Annotated in this window: 13 protein-coding genes; 6 read left to right on the top strand and 7 right to left on the bottom strand. The window is 71.3% G+C overall.

The window, feature by feature from the left end; genetic code table 11:
- Positions 1-4: 4 nt before the first annotated feature.
- Entirely contained in the window at positions 5-1,558 is a 1,554-nt protein-coding gene (locus AB4030_RS10725) for a D-alanyl-D-alanine carboxypeptidase/D-alanyl-D-alanine-endopeptidase (RefSeq protein WP_442279208.1), read from the bottom strand.
- 154 nt (positions 1,559-1,712) lie between these two features.
- Here AB4030_RS10725 and AB4030_RS10720 point away from each other — a divergent pair, with 154 nt between their 5' ends.
- The gene (locus AB4030_RS10720) at positions 1,713-2,231 is read left to right on the top strand and encodes an inorganic diphosphatase (protein WP_442279207.1); all 519 of its coding nucleotides are present in this window, start codon (positions 1,713-1,715) and stop codon (positions 2,229-2,231) included.
- A gap of 192 nt (positions 2,232-2,423) precedes the next feature.
- Here the strand turns inward: AB4030_RS10720 and AB4030_RS10715 are convergent, their stop codons facing one another.
- On the bottom strand, positions 2,424-3,917 hold the full coding sequence (locus tag AB4030_RS10715) for an MFS transporter (RefSeq protein WP_442279206.1): 1,494 nt from the start codon (positions 3,915-3,917) through the stop codon (positions 2,424-2,426).
- 8 nt (positions 3,918-3,925) lie between these two features.
- The gene (locus tag AB4030_RS10710) at positions 3,926-4,159 is read right to left on the bottom strand and encodes a hypothetical protein (RefSeq protein ID WP_442279205.1); all 234 of its coding nucleotides are present in this window, start codon (positions 4,157-4,159) and stop codon (positions 3,926-3,928) included.
- Between the two features lie 113 nt (positions 4,160-4,272).
- Between AB4030_RS10710 and AB4030_RS10705 the strand changes: the two genes are divergently transcribed.
- The 4 genes from AB4030_RS10705 to AB4030_RS10690 all read left to right on the top strand — a co-directional run bounded on the left by AB4030_RS10705 (position 4,273) and on the right by AB4030_RS10690 (position 7,741).
- On the top strand, positions 4,273-4,938 hold the full coding sequence (locus AB4030_RS10705; protein ID WP_442279204.1) for a TetR/AcrR family transcriptional regulator: 666 nt from the start codon (positions 4,273-4,275) through the stop codon (positions 4,936-4,938).
- A 17-nt stretch (positions 4,939-4,955) separates the two neighbouring features.
- Positions 4,956-5,891, top strand: coding sequence for an LLM class F420-dependent oxidoreductase (locus tag AB4030_RS10700; RefSeq protein ID WP_442279203.1), 936 nt, complete (start codon positions 4,956-4,958; stop codon positions 5,889-5,891).
- 165 nt (positions 5,892-6,056) lie between these two features.
- Positions 6,057-6,518 carry a MarR family winged helix-turn-helix transcriptional regulator gene (locus tag AB4030_RS10695; protein WP_442279202.1) on the top strand — a complete coding sequence of 154 codons (462 nt, stop codon included), beginning with the start codon at positions 6,057-6,059 and terminating at the stop codon, positions 6,516-6,518.
- The gene (locus tag AB4030_RS10690; RefSeq protein ID WP_442279201.1) at positions 6,515-7,741 is read left to right on the top strand and encodes an MFS transporter; all 1,227 of its coding nucleotides are present in this window, start codon (positions 6,515-6,517) and stop codon (positions 7,739-7,741) included. The genes AB4030_RS10695 and AB4030_RS10690 overlap by 4 nt, the downstream gene beginning before the upstream one ends.
- Positions 7,742-7,822: 81 nt before the next feature.
- On the opposite strand, the gene AB4030_RS10685 is transcribed toward AB4030_RS10690, so the two are convergent.
- The 4 genes from AB4030_RS10685 to AB4030_RS10670 all read right to left on the bottom strand — a co-directional run bounded on the left by AB4030_RS10685 (position 7,823) and on the right by AB4030_RS10670 (position 12,581).
- Positions 7,823-9,118 (bottom strand): MFS transporter, encoded by a 1,296-nt coding sequence (locus AB4030_RS10685; protein WP_442279200.1) that lies wholly within the window; start codon positions 9,116-9,118, stop codon positions 7,823-7,825.
- 123 nt (positions 9,119-9,241) lie between these two features.
- A complete protein-coding gene (locus tag AB4030_RS10680; RefSeq protein WP_442279199.1) occupies positions 9,242-9,604 on the bottom strand; it encodes a hypothetical protein in 363 nt (120 codons plus the stop codon).
- A gap of 170 nt (positions 9,605-9,774) precedes the next feature.
- A complete protein-coding gene (locus AB4030_RS10675; protein WP_442279198.1) occupies positions 9,775-11,115 on the bottom strand; it encodes an MFS transporter in 1,341 nt (446 codons plus the stop codon).
- A gap of 17 nt (positions 11,116-11,132) precedes the next feature.
- Positions 11,133-12,581 (bottom strand): NAD-dependent malic enzyme, encoded by a 1,449-nt coding sequence (locus AB4030_RS10670; protein WP_442279197.1) that lies wholly within the window; start codon positions 12,579-12,581, stop codon positions 11,133-11,135.
- Between the two features lie 176 nt (positions 12,582-12,757).
- Between AB4030_RS10670 and AB4030_RS10665 the strand changes: the two genes are divergently transcribed.
- Positions 12,758-15,229, top strand: a complete 2,472-nt coding sequence (locus AB4030_RS10665; protein ID WP_442279196.1) for an HAD-IC family P-type ATPase — start codon at positions 12,758-12,760, stop codon at positions 15,227-15,229.
- The last annotated feature ends 31 nt before the right edge of the window (positions 15,230-15,260 follow it).

The following is a 15,260-nucleotide window of genomic DNA, read 5'->3' as shown; positions in this document are numbered from 1 at the left end:
CCCGTCAACGGCACCCGCAGGAGGCGATCGCCGCTACCAGATGGTCCAACGCCGCCCGCGCGTCGTTGGTTCCCACTCCGGCGACCATACCCACGAAGACGAGCAGCCGGCCGCTGTCGTCGACGACGCTCCCGGCGAGCGCGTTGGCGCCCGTCAGGGTGCCGGTCTTGGCCCGGGCCCGGCCCGCCGCAGCGTGGTTCGATCCGGCGAACCGGTCGGCGAGGGTGCCGGTCAGGCCACCGATGGGGAGGCCGTCGAGAGCGCGCCGCAGCACGGGGTGGTTCCCGTCGTAGCCGAGCACGAGCACGTCGGACAGGAGCGAGGCGCGCACCCGGTTCTCGCGTGACAACCCACTCGCGTCGGAGAGGGTCACGCCGGCCGTGTCGAGGCCGAGTGCGGCGACCTGTGAGACGACCCAGGAGCCCACCGCTGCGAAGGCTGTGCCGGCCCCGGAGCGGTAGGCCGCCTGGCGGGCGAGGATCTCGGTGAGGGCGTTGTCGCTGTCGGTCAGGGCCAGAGCCAGCTGCTCACGGACGGGGGCTGACTGGACGCTGCCGAGGATCGCGCCCGGCCCCTCGGTCGGCGCCGCGGCCCGGTCGTCCTGGGTGGCGCTGTCGCCGGGCGTCGCAGACGGTGCACCGGAGCGGGTCGGTGTCGGCATCGGCGAACCGGGGGTACCCGGAGCCCGGCCCCGAGGCGCTACCCGCACGTCGATGCCACGGGACTCGAGCAGCTTGACGAAGGCCGACCGCACCGAGACGACGGGGTCGGCCGGACCCGGGGCGCCGCCCCGTGCCCGCTGGCTCGACAGGCCGAGCATCGCGACCGCGCCGGTGATGCCGGAGCTGCGGAACGTCGGGGCCCACGTCGGCGCCGTCGTGGGCCCACCGGCATACGACTCGTCGACGAAGAGCGTGACCCTGCGGGTGCCTCGGCCCTTGAGGGCCCTCGCGACCTGGTCGGCGAGGTCGCCCAGGCCCGCACGACCGGCCACGGCCTCGGGGTCGCCCTTGCCGGGAGCCAGCAGCGAGTCGCCGCCGGCAACGAGGACGACCTGCTCGGGAGTGTCTCCCTCGCGCACCACGGTGCGCAGCGTCTCGTCGGGGGCGAAGACCCGGCCGATGGCCGCCGCGGAGAGCAGCTTCGTCGTCGAGGCCGGGATGCGCAGGTCGTCGCCGCGCTGGTCGAGGAGCACCTCGCCACTCTGGCCGTCCCGCACGACGAGTGCCGAGTCGCGCAGCGCCGGTAGCGACACCACGGAGGCCAGGGCCCGCTCCATGCCGCTCGCGGTCGCCGCGGCGGTGTCGCCCGCCAGCGACGGCAGCGGGGCCTCCACCGACGTCGACAGCGAGGGCTGGGGCACGAGCGGGAGCGTGCGCCTGGCGACGTACTCGGTCGGCGCGGGCGGCGGCAGTGGACGCAGCGTCAGCACACCGGGCGCGGCGTCGGCGACGTCGAGGACGGCATACCCCAGCAGGATCGTCACGACCGACCACACCACGGCCATGCCGTACGTCAGGCGAGGAGCGCGTCGGCCGGGCTCCGACTGTGGCGCCATGGCGCGTCACCCCCGTCCCGTCGTCCGTGCTGTTTCGCGCAAGGCCGGTCCTTGCTGACACACTGTCGCGAACGATTCTGTCAGCCGCAGGCGAGTGCTCCGGCACCCGAGCCGCACCCAGCCAGCACCCGAAGACCGTGAAGAAGGGGAAGACGTGGAGTTCGACGTCACCATCGAGATCCCGCGCGGACAGCGCAACAAGTACGAGGTCGACCACGAGACGGGCCGGATCCGGCTCGACCGCTACCTCTTCACGCCGATGGCCTACCCCGCCGACTACGGCTACATCGAGGACTCCCTCGGCGAGGACGGCGACCCCCTGGACGCCCTCGTTCTGCTGCCCGAGCCGCTCTTCCCCGGCGTCGTCGTCGAGGTCCGCCCGATCGGCGTCTTCCACATGACCGACGAGGCCGGCGGCGACGACAAGGTGCTCTGCGTGCCCGTCGACCCGCGCAACGTCGACGTGCAGGACATCACCGACGTCAACGAGTTCCGCCTCAAGGAGATCCAGCACTTCTTCGAGCGCTACAAGGACCTCGAGCCGGGCAAGCACGTCGAGGGCTCCGACTGGGGCAACCGTGAGGCTGCCGAGAAGATCATCGGCGAGGCGCTCGAGCGCGCCAAGGAGCAGGGCGTCTCGACCGCCCGCTGGGCGATGCCGCAGGGGCACTGACCCACCGAGGACGTATGCCGTGTCGCCGGCCCCCGCCGCCCACCCGGGCTGCGGGGGTCGCGTCGTCTCCGGCACCGCCGCCGGTGCAGTCAGACCGGGTGGTGGCGATGGAGAAGCAGATGGTGCTGCGTCCGCTGGGGTGATCACCCCACCGGACGCAGCACCATGCGCCGGTTCATGCGGAGGAGGGTGTCAGCTCGCCTCGGCGCCGTCTGCTGCGCCCACGGCTGCCGTCTCGCGCCGGCCCTCGGACGACACGGCCACGGCCTGCGCCGGACGCGGCCGCAGCACGAACGCAGCGACCGCGAGCGCGACCAGCGTGAACGTCGCCGACGTCAGGAAGGCGGGCCTGACGCCCGGGACGAACTCGCCCGGCACGGCCTGCGACGCGTAGACGCTGACGATGGCCGCGAGCCCGACGGCGCCGCCGAGCTGCTGCGCGGTCTGCAGCAGGCCCGACACCGTGCCGGCCTGGGTGCGGTCGACGCCGCCGAGGACGACGACGGTGACCGGCATGAAGACGAGTGCCGCGGAGACTCCGTTGAGCACCAGCGCACCGAGGAGGTGGCCGGCATACGTGCTCGTCGTCGAGATGCTGCTCAGCCAGACGAAGCTCGCCGTGAGGCCCAGGGTCCCCACGAGGAGCATCGGGCGCGGGCCGGCCTTGGCGACGAGGCGGGCGCTGACCCGGGACGTCGCGAAGATCGCGAGGCTGAGCGGGAGGAACGCCGCTCCGGTGGCCACGGGGCTGAAGCCGAGGACGAGCTGGAGGTACTGCGTCACGAAGAAGAAGGTCGAGAACTGGGCCCCGACGACGAGCGCCATGAGCACGAGGGCCCCGCCACGGGTGCGGTTCCGGACCAGCGCGAGGGGCAGCAGGGGCACGGCCACCCGGTCCTCGGTGCGCACGAAGAGGGCGAGCAGGGCCATCCCGACGACGAAGGACGCCAGCGTCAGGGGGGCGGTCCAGCCACGGTCGGCGGCACTGATGAAACCGTGGACGACCGCGACCGACCCGAGGGTCGCCGTGACGGCGCCGACGACGTCGAAACGGCCACGGACCCTCGGCGTCTCCGTCACGAAGCGGCGCGCGAGGACGAGCACGACGGCGCCGATCGGGACGTTGACGAAGAGGGTCCAGTGCCAGCTGACCAAGTCCGTGAGGACGCCGCCGAGGAGCAGGCCGATGGACGCACCGGCGGACGAGACGGCCGTGAAGAGGGCCAGGCCACGGTTACGGGCAGCGTCGTTGGGCGCGCTCGTCGTCACCAGCGCGAGGACGCTCGGGGCGGCGAGTGCAGCGCCGACCCCCTGCAGGGTGCGGGCGGCGATGAGCCATGCGGGCGAGGTCGCGAGGCCGCCGAGCAGGCTAGCGACCGTGAAGATGCCGAGGCCGATCTCGAAGGTGCGCAGGCGCCCGAAGACGTCGCCGAGGCGGCCGCCGAGCAGGAGCAGTCCCCCGAAGGCGAGGGTGTAGGCGTTGAGCACCCACGAGAGACCGGCGGGCGAGAAGCCGAGGTCGGTCTGGATGTGCGGCAGTGCGACGTTCACGACGGTCGCGTCGAGCACGAGCATGAGCTGGGCGACGAGGACGATGCCGAGCCCGATGGCTCCCCGACGGGCAGCATGGTCGGCTCCGGTGGGTTGTCGGGGGTCGGTGGTGGTGCGGGTGGCGGTGGTCGACATCTCTGACCTCAGGATTCGTGGTGCTGGGACCGGTGGTCCGCGGACGGGGTGCGCGACGTCTCGGCGGTGAGCGGGTCGCGGGTCATGGGGGTGAAGGCCAGGGCTCGGGTGCGCGTGGCACCGGAGCCGCTGGCGGCGCCGGTCTGCTCGCGGCGCTGGACGAGCGGGGCGCGGTGCGTGGTGGCCAGGTGCGACCGGTGGACGCGCAGGGCCTGTCGGGTGGGGCGGATCGTGGTGGTCATGGTTGCCGGACTCCTCTGTGACGACGGTCGGCGCTACGATTAGCGGAGAACCACTCCGGTTCTGCCTGACCCACAATACGGAGACTGTCTCCGTTTTAGCAAGGGAGTTTCTCGTGACGCCTGCCGACACCGGCAAGGCGACGCTCGATCCGTCGCCGGAAACCGTTGCCGCCCAAGGGGACTCGGCCGACGGACCAGCTCAGGACGCCGCCGAGAAATCTCCCCGTCCGATGCGCGCCGACGCCAGGCGCAACTACGACAAGATCCTGGCGACCGCCCGCATCGTCTTCACCGAGCGCGGCACCGACTCCTCGCTCGATGAGATCGCCAAGCGGGCGGGGGTCGGTCCGGGCACGCTCTACCGCCACTTCCCCACCCGCGAGGCCCTCGTCGACGCCCTCATGCAGGACTGGACCGACCGGGTCGCCGCCGACGCCGACGCCGCGATCGCCACCGGACTGCCCGCGCGCGAGATGCTGCTCGGCTGGTTCGAGCACTTCATCGACCACATCACGCTGCACCGCGGAGCGGCGAGCAAGATCTGCGCCGCCATGGACGACCCCGCCTCGCCGATGTATCGCAAGTGCCGCGTCATGAGCGACGCCAACCGCCGGGTCATCGACCACCTCGACGAGGACGGCGAACTGCGTCCCGGCATCGACGCCGCGAACGTCATGCGCCTCGTGAGCGGCGTCGCGAGCGTCGCCGACACGAGCCACACGGAGCTCGACGTGCGCCCCATGCTCGAGGTCGTCGTCGACGGGATTGTTCGCGACTGACCCGTGGTTGCACGGGCATGACCGTCGACCTGCGCATCTTCACCGAGCCCCAACAGGGCGCCACCTACGACGAGCTGCTCGCCGTCGCGCGAGCCGCGGAGGACCTCGGCTTCAGCGGGTTCTTCCGCTCTGACCACTACCTCCACATGGGTGGGGACGGCGGCGTCGGCCCGACGGACGCCTGGACGACGCTCGCCGGCCTGGCCCGGGAGACCTCGACGATCCGCCTCGGCACGCTCGTGACGTCGGCCACCTTCCGCCTGCCCGGGCCGCTGGCGGTCCAGGTCGCGGGCGTCGACCAGATGAGTGGTGGACGCGTCGAGCTGGGACTCGGCGCCGGGTGGTTCGAGGCCGAGCACACGGCATACGGAATCCCGTTCCCGCCGCTCGGCGAGCGGTTCGACCGGCTCGAGGAACAGCTCGCCGTCATCACAGGGCTGTGGGACACCCCGGCGGGAAAGACGTTCAGCCACAATGGAACCCACCACTCGGTCGCCGAGTCCCCCGCGTTGGCCAAGCCCGTTCAGGAGGGTGGCGTGCCGATCATCATCGGTGGCGGCGGGAAGCGGCGCACGCCCACCCTCGCCGCACGGTACGCCGCCGAGTTCAACGCCGCGTTCACGTCGGCCGCCGACTCCGGCCGGCTCTTCGGACGGGTCCGTGACATCGCGGGCGAGATCGGTCGTGACCCCGACTCGCTGACCTACTCGGCGGCCCAGGTCGTCTGCGTCGGCAAGGACGAAGCGACCCTGCGACGCCGCGCCCAGGCCATCGGCCGTGACGTCGACGAGCTGCGCGCGAACGGACTGGCCGGATCACCCGACGAGGTCGTCGAGAAGATCACGGACTTCCGGGCGGTCGGCACCGAGCGGGTCTACCTCCAGGTGCTCGACCTCTCCGACCTCGACCACCTCGCCGACATCGCCGACGGCGTGCTGCGCCAGGTCGCCTGAGCGCGTCGGCCGGCGGCCACCGCGGACGGATCGCTCTCTCGATCGGAGCCGGCGACCCCCAAAACCCGATCGAAAGAGCAATCCGTCCAACCGAGAGAGCAATCCGTCCGGACTACACCTGTGACACGACTTGATATGCATAGGTTATCTATGTAAGTTGGGCGGGTGATTGAACCGACCACCTTGGGCAACGAGCTGCTGCGCTCGGCCGCACGGCTGTCGCGCTGGGCCAGCCGGCACGCCTCGTTCGACGTGCCGTTCGCGCAGGCCCGGCTGCTCGCCCTCCTGGACGAGCTCGGACCCTCGCGGGTCAGCGTCCTCGCGGCCGCCGATCACAGCAGCCAGCCGACGATCACCACCCAGCTCCAGCGCCTCGAGGCGTCGGGCTGGGTGCATCGCGGATCCGACCCCGACGACGCACGCGCCACGGTGATCTCCCTCAGCACCGAGGGCCACGCCGCGCTCGAGAGTGTCCGCCGGGCCCGGCTGGCCGTCCTGTCCCCCGCCCTCGACCAGCTCGACGGACCGGCCCTCGACCGCGTCCAGGTCGCCATCGACGTCATGAACGAGCTGCTCGCCGCCGCGGCGGACGCCCCCGCTCCCCACCCCACCCGAAAGGACGGATGACCACCACCATGTGGCGCCAACCCAAGACCGTCTGGTCGATCGCGTTCGCCTGCGTGATCTCCTTCATGGGCATCGGCCTCGTCGACCCCATCCTCAAGCCCATCGCCGACGAGCTCGGCGCCGGGCCCTCGCAGGTCTCGCTCCTCTTCACCAGCTACCTCGCCGTCATGGGCATCGCCATGCTCGGGACGGGCTGGGTCAGCAGCCGCGTCGGCGCCAAGCGCACCCTGCTGCTCGGCCTCGCGCTCATCATCGTGGGCGCGGCCCTCGCCGGCAGCCAGGACACCGTCGGCGGGATCGTCGCGTTCCGCGCCCTGTGGGGTCTCGGCAACGCCCTGTTCATCGCAACCGCCCTCGCGACGATCGTCAACGCCGCGTCGGGCTCGGTGAAGCAGGCCATCATCCTCTACGAGGCCGCTCTCGGTGTCGGGATCGCGACCGGCCCGCTGCTCGGCGGCTGGCTCGGCGGGATCTCGTGGCGCTGGCCGTTCTACGGCGTCGCCGTCCTCATGGCGATCGCCTTCATCGCGACCCTGACGACGCTGCCCAAGACGCCGCCGGCCGAGACGCCGACCTCGATCTCGGCGCCGCTGCGCGCCCTCGGCCACCGCGGTCTGCTCACCGTCGGCATCACGGCTCTGCTCTACAACTTCGGCTTCTTCACGCTGCTCGCGTTCACGCCGTTCCCGCTCGCCATGGGCGCACACCAGATCGGGTTCATCTTCTTCGGATGGGGCGTCCTGCTCGCCATCACGTCGGTCTTCGTCGCCCCGATGATCCAGCGCCGTTTCGGCACCCTGGCCGGCATCGTCGGCGCGCTCCTCGGCTTCGCCGTGATCCTCGCGGCCATGGCCATCTGGACCGAGAACAAGACCGTCCTCGTCATCGGCGTCATCCTGGCCGGCGCGTTCCTCGGCGTGAACAACACCCTCATCACCGAGACGGTCATGAAGGTCGCCCCCGTCGAGCGCGGCGTCGCGTCCGCGGCATACTCCTTCGTCCGCTTCAGCGGCGGCGCCATCGCACCATGGCTCGCCGGCAACCTCGGCGAGAAGTCCATCCACCTGCCGTTCTGGGTGGGTTCCGGAGCCGTCGTGCTCGGCGTGCTCGTCCTCCTCACGGCGCGCCGCATCATCAGTGCGCTCGACGAGGCGCCCGGACACGGCGCCGAAGCCGTCACCTCACGAGTCGAGGCCGAGGCCCTCACCGTCGGGGACGCCTGAGCTGGACCGTCCCGTCTGCACGCCGAACGCCGCGCCCCTCGTGGGGCGCGGCGTTCGCACACCCGGACTCGTCCGGTCCGGTCAGCGCGCCGACGCCAGGCTGGCCTCCCCGGACTCGACGAGACTCGTCTCCCGGCTGCCGAACTCGACGCCGCGGCGCTCCTTCCCCAGGAAGGTCAGGACGATCACGGCGACGAAGACGGGCACGATCGTCACGGCCAGCGCGAAGGGATAGCCGTGCGTCGAGGCGATGGCCTGCTGGATCGGCAGGTTGAACGCCGCGAGACAGTTGCCGAGCTGGTAGGTGACACCGGGGTAGAAACCGCGGATCTCGTCGGGGCTCAGCTCGGTCAGATGCGCAGGAATGACGCCCCAAGCACCCTGGACCATGACCTGCATGAGGAACGAGCCGAGGACGAGCATGCCCGCGGTCTGCGAGTACGCGAACAGCGGCACGATCGGCAGCCCGAGCAGGGCGCAGAAGATGATGACGACCTTGCGCCCGTAGCGTTCGGAGAGCGACCCGGCGACGGCGCCTCCGGCGATGGCACCCACGTTGTAGATGACGACGATCCACGACGCGGTGCTCTTGGCCAGCGCCGCACCGCCGTCGTCGGTGGCCTTGAGGAAGGTCGGGTAGATGTCCTGGGTGCCGTGGCTCATCCAGTTGAAGGCGGTCATGAGCAGGACGAGGAAGATGAATCGACGCCAGATCGCCCGGTTCGCGAGGAGCTGGCGCACCGAGGTGCTGGTCTGCCGGACCCGCTCGTCGGCACTGCGCCAGACCTCGGACTCGACGACGCGCGACCGGATGACGAACGTGATGGCGGCCGGGATGATCGACAGCGCGAACATCCAGCGCCACGACAGGCCGAGCCACGAGTTGACGACGAGGAAGGCCAGCGAGGCGAGCAGGTAGCCCATCGAGTAACCGCCCTGCAGGATGCCGGAGAAGAAACCTCGGCGGTCGCTCGGCAGCTTCTCCATGGCGAGAGCGGCCCCCAGCCCCCATTCGCCTCCCATGCCGATGCCGTAGAGCATGCGCAGGACCATGAGGACGCCGAAGTTCGGCGCGAAGGCGCAGGCGAAGCCGACGACGCTGTAGAACGCGACGCACGTCATGAGCGGGACACGCCGGCCCCGCCGGTCCGCCCAGAGGCCGAAGATGAAGGCCCCGACGGGACGCATGATGAGCGTCATGGTCGTGATGAAGGCCATCTCCGGCAGCGACTTGTGGAAGTCCTTGGCGATGTCGGCGTAGATGAGGACGACGAGGAAGTAGTCGAAGGCGTCCATCGCCCAGCCGAGGTAGGCGGCGGCGAACGAGTTGCGTTGGTCGGACGTGAGCCTCGTCCGTGTCGGCGCTGGTGCAGCCATCCGTGCCTCCCTGTGGTCAGGGGCCGGCGGGGACTCCGTCGTACCCGCCCGGCTGCATACCCCCCAACCTGAAAAAAGCCTGTGAACGGGGCACCGGCGCCGGGATCGGCTCACACCCGGACATCAGCGGAGCAGGTCCGCGAGGCCGATGTCGCCTCGGCGGCGCGGCCCGCCCCGTACGTCGTAGGAGTCGAGGAGCAGCTCCGCCAGCTCGCGCCGGTCGAGGCGGTCGAGACGTGCCCACAGCGTCACGCGGAAGCGGAACGTGTCGATGCGCACGAAGACGTCGCGGCGGCCTGCTAGCGCCAGGGCGGTGTCCATCTCACCCGTCCACACCTGGACCAGCTCGCGTGCGTCGTCGTCGACCCTCAACCGAGCGAACGTATGCCGTCCGGCGCGCCAGGCGGGCGACCCCTCGTGAGTGACCGTCCGCTCGGCGCCGGGCAGGCGCCCGGCCAGCTCGTCCACGTCAGCCCACGTCGGCATCGCTCCTCCTCCCGTAGGCAGGCTAGACCGGACCGACCGGCCACACGTGGCCTCTCGACGGTTCGGAGGCGGCCACACGTGGCCTTTCGACGTGTCCGAGGCGGCCACACGTGGCCTCTCGACGGTTGAAGAAGGTGGGTCGAGGGGTGGGGTGGGGGTGGGGAGGCAGGTCAGTGGAAGGTGACGGACTCGCCGGCCTGCATGGCGGCATACGCGTCCGGGTCGGCCTCGAGGGCGGCGCGCCGCGCCTTGCGGCGGTAGCGCAGCACCTGCACGACGCCGAGCGCCCACACGGGGTACTGGACCGTCATCGCGGCCCGGAACGAGTCGACGCCCCAGGTGGACGGGCCGGCCGGCGACACCCGGTCGAGGACGACGCCGACGAGCGCGACCGCCGTCAGGGTCGCGATGAAGCCGCCGGTGTTGACGATGCCCGAGGCGCTGCCGATGCGGGTCGGCGGGTTGAACGTCCGGGCGAGGTCGAAGCCGATCATCGACCCCGGGCCGCCGATGGCGATGAGCACCACGAGGACGACGAGCATCCACAACGGGGCACGGCCCGGCCAGAGCAGCACGACGGTCCACGCTGCGATCGCCGCGGCGACGATCCACAGCACCATCGTGCTGCGGGAGAACGGGTAGCGCATCGTCAGCGTGCCGATGACCGGGCTGGAGACGACCGACGTGACGACCATGACCATGAGCATGACGCTGGCCGTCGCCGGCGAGAGCCCTTGTCCCGCAACGAGGAACGGGAAGCCCCAGAGCATCGTGAACATGTTGGCGGCGAACTGCGACGTGAAGTGCGACCACAGCCCGAGCCGGGTCCCCGGCACCAGCCACGCGGCCCGCAGCGTGCGAGCGACCGCCCGGAGGCGCAGCTCGTCGCGGTGGTGGTCGGCGTACGGGCTGTCCTTGACGACCACCACGAGCGCGACCCCGCTGAAGACGCCCACCGACGCCGCGACGGCATACGACGGCGTCCACCCGAAGTGGGCGAGCGCGGCTGCGAGCGGACCGGCCGCGGCGAGCGCGCCGAGCTGGCCGAGGACGCCCGTCAGCTGCGTCACCATCGGCGTGCGCCGCGGCGAGAACCACAGGGCGACCAGGCGCAGCACCGAGATGAAGACCATCGCGTCGCCCATCCCGAGCAGCACGCGGCACAGCAGCGCGGCCTCGAAGGAGTGGACGAACGCGAAACCGAGCTGCGCGATGGTCAGCAGCGTGAGGCCGAAGCCGAGCAGTTTCTTGGATCCGTAGCGGTCGAGGAGCGCCCCGACCGGCAGCTGCATCGCGGCATAGACGAAGAGCTGCAGGATCGTGAAGGTCGACAGCTGCGCGCTGCTGATGCCGAAGCGGTCGGCGGCCTCGAGCCCGGCGACCCCGAGCGAGGTGCGGTGGAAGACGGCCAGGACGTAGACGGCGATGGCCGCCGCCCAGACCGCCCAGGCGCGGCGGCCATCGAGGGGGTGGCGCTGCCCCGGCTGGGCCGGCGGGGTCGTTCTCGTCATCCGGTGGGTCGCGCTCCTCAGTTCGCGCCGGTCATCGGGATGCTCTTCGCCGGGGCCTTGGGCACGCAGTCGACGATCGCCTTGGCGACGGTCTTGCTCATGTCGGGCTGGAAGACGCTGGGGATGATGTAGTTCGGGTTCAGCTGCTCGTCGGTGACGACGGACGCGATGGCGTCGGCCGCCTTGATGAGCATCTCGGTCGTCACGTCGGTCGCTCGCGCGTCGAGCAGCCCGCGGAAGACGCCGGGGAACGCGAGGACGTTGTTGATCTGGTTGGGGTAGTCGCTGCGGCCCGACGCGACGACGGTGGCCCGCTGCGTCGCCTCGTAGATGTCGACCTCGGGGTCCGGGTTGGCGAGCGCGAAGACGATGCGGTGCTCGGCCATCTCGTTGATCCACTCGGGGTCGAGGATGCGCGGCGCGCTGACGCCGATGAAGACGTCGGCGCCCTGGAGGCCGTCGCGCAGGGTGCCGGTGAGGCCGCGCGGGTTGGTCTTCTCGGCGAGGTCGCGCCACGCCGGGGTCAGCGACTCGTCGTCCCGGTTGAGCAGGCCGGGGCGGTCGGAGACGGTGACGTCGATCGCGCCGGCGGCCAGCAGCAGCTGGACGATCGCCGAGCCGGCCGCACCACCGCCGGAGACGACGATGCGTGCGTCGGGGAGTTTCTTGTCGATGCACCGCAGGGCGTTCTTCAGCGCCGCGAGCACGACGATCGCCGTGCCGTGCTGGTCGTCGTGGAAGACCGGGATCGACAGGCGCTCACGCAGCTTGGCCTCGACCTCGAAGCAGCGCGGCGCCGCGATGTCCTCGAGGTTGATGCCGCCGAAGCCGGGGGCGATGAGCTCGACGGTGCGCACGATCTCGTCGACGTCGGTCGTGTCGATGCAGATCGGCCACGCGTCGATGCCGGCGAAGCGCTTGAAGAGGGCGGCCTTGCCCTCCATGACCGGGAGCGCCGCCATCGGGCCGATGTTGCCGAGGCCGAGCACGGCCGAGCCGTCCGTGACGACGGCGACGGAGTTGCCCTTGATCGTCAGCTTCGGCACGTCCTCCGGGTGCTCGGCGAGTGCCTGGCTGACCCGGCCGACGCCGGGCGTGTAGGCCATCGCGAGGTCCTGGCGGTTGCGCAGGTTGACCTTGGACTCGACGGAGATCTTGCCGCCGAGGTGCATGAGGAAGACGCGGTCGGAGACCTTGTGGACGCGGACGCCCTCGAGCGTCTCGACGGCGTCGACGACCTCGTTCGAGTGCTCGGCGTTGCTCGCCGAGCAGGTGAGGTCGATGACGAGACGGTCCGGGTGGGAGTCGACGATGTCGAGCGCCGTCGTGATGCCGCCGCTCTCGGCGACCTTGACCGCCAGGGCCCCGATGACCGCCGGGTCGGTGCCGGCGTGGATCCGCATCGTGATCGAGTAGGAGGCGGTGGTGGCACGGGCACGTTGGATCGACTCAGTCACGCCCCCCATCGTCCCACGATCCGGGAACGACCCCGGACCTCGTCCGAGGACCGATCAGTAACATTTGTCCGCCCCGGCGTCCGAGCGATGACGTATGCCGTCACGCCCCGTCCCCGGAGAGCCCACCCGGGCGCTCCCGCACGTTCCACCACGGAGCCGGGCACCCGGCATACGACAATGGGCCGGTGACGACACACGGGACGCCGCCCGCGACGACACCCGGCGGGGCGTCGCTGACCCGTCCCGAGGGGCTGACGGCCGCGGAGGTGGCCGAGCGGGTCTCGCGCGGCGCCGTCAACCGGCTGACCGAGCGCACGTCGCGTTCCATCGGCGAGATCGTCCGCGCCAACGTGCTGACGCGTTTCAACGCGATCCTCGGCGCGCTCTTCGCGCTCGTCATGGTCACGGGATCCTTCGCCGACGGGCTCTTCGGGATCGTCCTCGTCGTCAACTCGGCCATCGGCATCGTGCAGGAGTACCTCGCGAAGCGGAAGCTCGACCGGCTGGCCCTGCTCAACGCCCCGACGACGCGAGTCGTGCGCGACGGTGAGGTGCGCGTCGTGCCGACGACGGAGGTCGTGCAGGAGGACCTCATCGAGCTCCGCACCGGTGACGAGGTCCCCGCCGACGGCACGCTCATCGCGAGCGCCGGGCTCGAGCTCAACGAGGCCAACCTGACCGGCGAGTCCGACCCCGTCCCGCACGACGAGGGAGACGACATCATGTCCGGCACGAGCGTCGTCGCCGGGTCGGGCCGCTACCACGCGAGCCAGGTCGGGGCTGACGCGTACGTCAACCGGATCGCTGCTGACGCGAGGAAGTTCACGCGCACCCGCTCCGAGATCCAGGAGTCGATCAACACCCTGCTGACCTACATCACGTGGGTCATCGTCGGTGCCCTGCCGATCGCGATCTGGTCGCAGTGGCGCACGGTCGGCGACCAGGGCTGGCGCGAGGTCGTCATCCGCTCGGCGGCCGGCGTGGTCGGCCTCGTGCCCGAGGGGCTCGTGCTCCTCACGTCGGTGGCCTTCCTCCTGTCGGCGGTGCAGCTGACGCGCCGCAACGTGCTCGTGCAGCAGCTGCCCGCGGTCGAGGGCCTGGCGCGCGTCGACGTCGTCTGCATCGACAAGACGGGCACGCTGACGGTGGGCGAGATCTCCTTCCGGGATGCGCGGCCGCTCGACGGGCAGGACGACGACGAGATCCGTTGTGCGCTGGGCGCGCTCGCCGACGACCCGAACGCCAACGGCACGCTGACGGCGGTCGCCGCAGCCGTCGAGTCACCGGGCTGGGAGCGCACGCAGACGATCCCGTTCAACTCCTCGCGGAAGTGGAGCGCGGCCTGCTTCGCCGAGCGCTCGACGTGGGTCCTCGGCGCGCCCGAGGTGCTGCTCGCCGCCGACCCCCAGCCGTCGCCGCCGGCCGTGATCGACGAGATCCGTGCCCAGGTCGCCGAGCTCGCCGACTCGGGCCTCCGCGTCGTGCTCCTCGGCCGGAGCGAGGAGCACCTCGCCGACGCCACCCTGCCGGCCGACCTCACCCCGGCCGCGCTCGTCACGCTCACCGAGCAGGTCCGCCCCGACGCGGCGGACACGCTCGCCTACTTCGCCGGACAGGACGTCGCCGTCAAGGTGATCTCGGGCGACAACCCCGTCACCGTGGCCGCGGTGGCGCGCTCGGTCGGGCTCGAGGTCGGCGAGCCGGTCGACGCGCGGACGCTGCCCGACGAGCCCGACGCGCTGCGTGAGGTGCTGGCGGCACACTCCGTCTTCGGGCGGGTCACCCCCGAGCAGAAGCGGGCCTTCGTGCACGCCCTCCAGGCCGACGGCCACGTCGTCGCCATGACCGGCGACGGCGTCAACGACGCCCTCGCCCTCAAGGACGCCGACATCGGGGTCGCCATGGGCAACGGGGCGCAGGCGACCAAGGCCGTCGCCGAGCTCGTCCTGCTCGACGGGCGGTTCTCGCACCTGCCCGACGTGCTCGCCGAGGGGCGCCGTGTCATCGGCAACGTCGAGCGTGTCGCCAATCTCTTCGTGGCGAAGAACGCGATGAGCCTCGTCGCGATCCTCGCGGCCGCGGCCATCGCGGTGCCGTTCCCCTTCCTCCCCCGGCACCTGACCCTCGTGTCGGCCGTGACGATCGGCATCCCGGCGTTCTTCCTCGCGCTGGGGCCCAACAAGCGTCGCTACCTCGCCGGCTTCCTCGGTCGCATCCTGCGCTTCGCGGTGCCGTCGGGGGCCGTCGCGGGGGTCGCCGTCATCGCGTCGTACCTGTGGGCGGGCAGCAGCTACGGCGTGCCGCCCGCGGAGTTCGCGGACCGGTGCACCGTCGAGGCCGGCACGCGGACCGTCACCGACGTCGCGTGCTGGCAGCCCGGCAGCGGCGCCACCATCACGCTGCTCACCGTCTTCTTCTGGATCCTCGTCGTCCTCGCCCGCCCCTTCCGGCCGTGGAAGGCCGCCCTCGTCGCCGCCATGGTCGGCCTCGCGGTCGCGGCCTTCCTGCTCCCGTTCGCCGCGCGCTTCTTCAACCTCGACGCACCCCTGCCGCTCGTGTGGCAGTCGCTCGCCGTCGGAGCCGTGGGAGCCGGCCTCGTCGAGGCGATCTACCGCCTCTCCCCGTCCGTCCGCAACGCCCACCACCTGCGCGACTGACGCACCCTCGGGTCCGGCGGCGCCCCGCACC

It is taken from the genome of Terrabacter sp. 2YAF2, from assembly GCF_052114705.1.
Taxonomy (GTDB): domain Bacteria; phylum Actinomycetota; class Actinomycetes; order Actinomycetales; family Dermatophilaceae; genus Terrabacter.
Note: the sequence above shows the minus strand (reverse complement) of the source record. Positions and strands in the feature narration are given on the sequence as shown.